The sequence below is a fragment of the Bacillus sp. S4 genome, assembly GCF_040838205.1.
Lineage (GTDB): Bacteria > Bacillota > Bacilli > Bacillales > Bacillaceae_G > Bacillus_A > Bacillus_A cereus_U.
Map to the genome: position 1 here is coordinate 1 of NZ_JBFPJI010000453.1, position 2,083 is coordinate 2,083.

Genomic DNA, 2,083 nt, shown 5'->3' on the forward strand with positions numbered 1-2,083 from the left:
TTCTATAGTTTTTTACCACTAGTTATTATCGTTACGGTTCATCGCGTTACATCTAAAATGATAAATAAAACTTTCACGAAAAAAAACGACTTGAATCATAACAATTCGTTTTTCTTCCGTTGGATAGAAAAACGAAAGAGTAGAGATGGAAAGTGCACAAACACGAAAAACATAATAATTCTAAATTTTCGGAAAATTAATTCCAAAGGGGTTTGTGTCCACTCTCTCTATAATTAAGATTTTATCACTAGAAATACAATAAAACAACAAAATTCGCATAAATTCGACATTTTTTTCGTGAATTAAAGGAGTACGGAAACGATTCAAAGAATAACCCACTACATCTGAAAAATTCTCCAATTTCGGCGGGTGTTTTTTCTTATACTTTGTCTTGTAGTTTCCTATATAAAGCTAATCTTGAAACTGCACTAATAATAGTGTTCTTATCTTTTTTTTTACTTATATTATGTAGGAATTAGTTGAAGGGAAATTCAGCCTCTAAAAGGATGTTCCGTCTAACTTTTTCAATTTCATGTTTACTATATAGTTTTTATATAACAAGAAAAAAGTAGGGGAAAGAAGCGCAAATAACAATTTCCTAATGAAGAATTGGTAGAAAGATTCCTTGTTTCACAATTTGAAACATACAATCAGCGTTTCACAACTCGTTGTCACTTAGGTTTCGATCAAGCTCAATCAGAACTAACAGCTATGTTTGAAGATAAAAAATAAAGAACCCTCTCCTCTGCAAGAAAAGAAATTCTTTATTTACACAAAAATATTGACGGTACCTGAAGTAGTACATCTCTATAAAAAAACATACAATCTTACCAACAAATACAAGGTTGTATGTTTTTATATTATTTACATGTATTCAGGTGCAATCCGGTCCTATTTGCGGTTGTCCTATTTGTGGTTCTCCTATTTGTACAATCTATTTATTTTGTGCAATCTTAGCACCTTCATATAATTTATCTGTATAATTTTTAAGGTCCTGCCAATTATCCTTCGCTGTATTCAGATCTGCTCTTATAATCTCATCAAACAAGTCTAGACTAATGTTGTCAACACTGGCAATCAATGATTTATATTTTTTCTCCACTGTCCCCCACTGAGTCTTTATATTTTCAAGAGCAGTAACAGCTGTACCAACTGTTGCAGCCATATGTTCCGTTTTATTTTTGGCATCAGTCAAAATAACTACTTCTGCCTCTGCTCCAGAAATTCTGGACTTTAATTGTTCTATTTCTTGTTGTGCAGATGCGATATTCTTGTCAGCAGTGACAATCAATGGTATACCAATCGGAGGCATAAATACAGATAAAGCTATATAGCCACCACGTTTATCATAGTTTTCTTTAATTGTATTATTACAATTCTCAATTCGTTGTTGTAGAAGCGGAATACCAGCGTTCGTACTTTCTAGAATATTCTCCAATTGATTGAAATCTTCTTTGAAATTTCTTGTATTTTCTGCTATTTCACCTTGAAAATTTTTCAATTTTTCTAACAGTACATCTAATTTTTGACTATTGTACAAAATACTATTGTACAAATTTTCTAGTTCATATTTTAATTTCTCTGTATCTTTTTGCTCTATAGCAGTTAGTAAAAGCTTATAACTTGCTTGAAACGTATCATTATAACTTACAATATTCTGATGCGTGTACATAATACGAGTTTTAAAATGCATGAACCAAAAGTCGGCATTCTCTATTGCATCCCGTTGATGCTTAATCATGTTTGCTTGTAAATCACCATTTATAGAACTTATTTTACTTAAATCTGTCAGCTGTTGATTACTGATTGTATTGGCATATGAATCCATTGTAAGGATATTTGCCACCATTTTTCCCATTACTTCTTTAAATTCACCAGGACCAAGGGAATAGTTCTTCAAACTTTCTTGCTGTTGGGACACAGTTTGTTCTGCTGCCAAAGTATGAAGTGGAATTACATTACTCACTGCCATTCCCGTAATGATTGTTGACAAAATAATTTTCTTATATAAATTCTTATTCATCTTTTTCACCTACTTTTTCACATGTATCACATATTTTATTAAATTCATAAGCTTCTATTC

The 2,083-nt window shown here is 31.5% G+C and carries 1 protein-coding gene and 1 pseudogene; one reads left to right on the forward strand and one right to left on the reverse strand.

Going from position 1 to position 2,083, the window contains the following annotated elements:
• Positions 1-591 precede the first annotated feature (591 nt).
• A pseudogene (locus AB3X48_RS21485) lies at positions 592-732 on the forward strand (IS256 family transposase); the annotation flags it as partial.
• Between the two features lie 202 nt (positions 733-934).
• On the opposite strand, the gene nheC reads toward AB3X48_RS21485, so the two are convergent.
• The gene (nheC, locus tag AB3X48_RS21490; protein WP_016103593.1) at positions 935-2,023 is read right to left on the reverse strand and encodes a non-hemolytic enterotoxin subunit C; all 1,089 of its coding nucleotides are present in this window, start codon (positions 2,021-2,023) and stop codon (positions 935-937) included.
• Positions 2,024-2,083: the final 60 nt, after the last annotated feature.

What these genes read in the sequence shown, in the direction of transcription:
- nheC (WP_016103593.1), bottom strand. Translation starts at nt 2,023, where the DNA reads ATGAATAAGAATTTATATAAGAAAATTATTTTGTCAACAATCATTACG.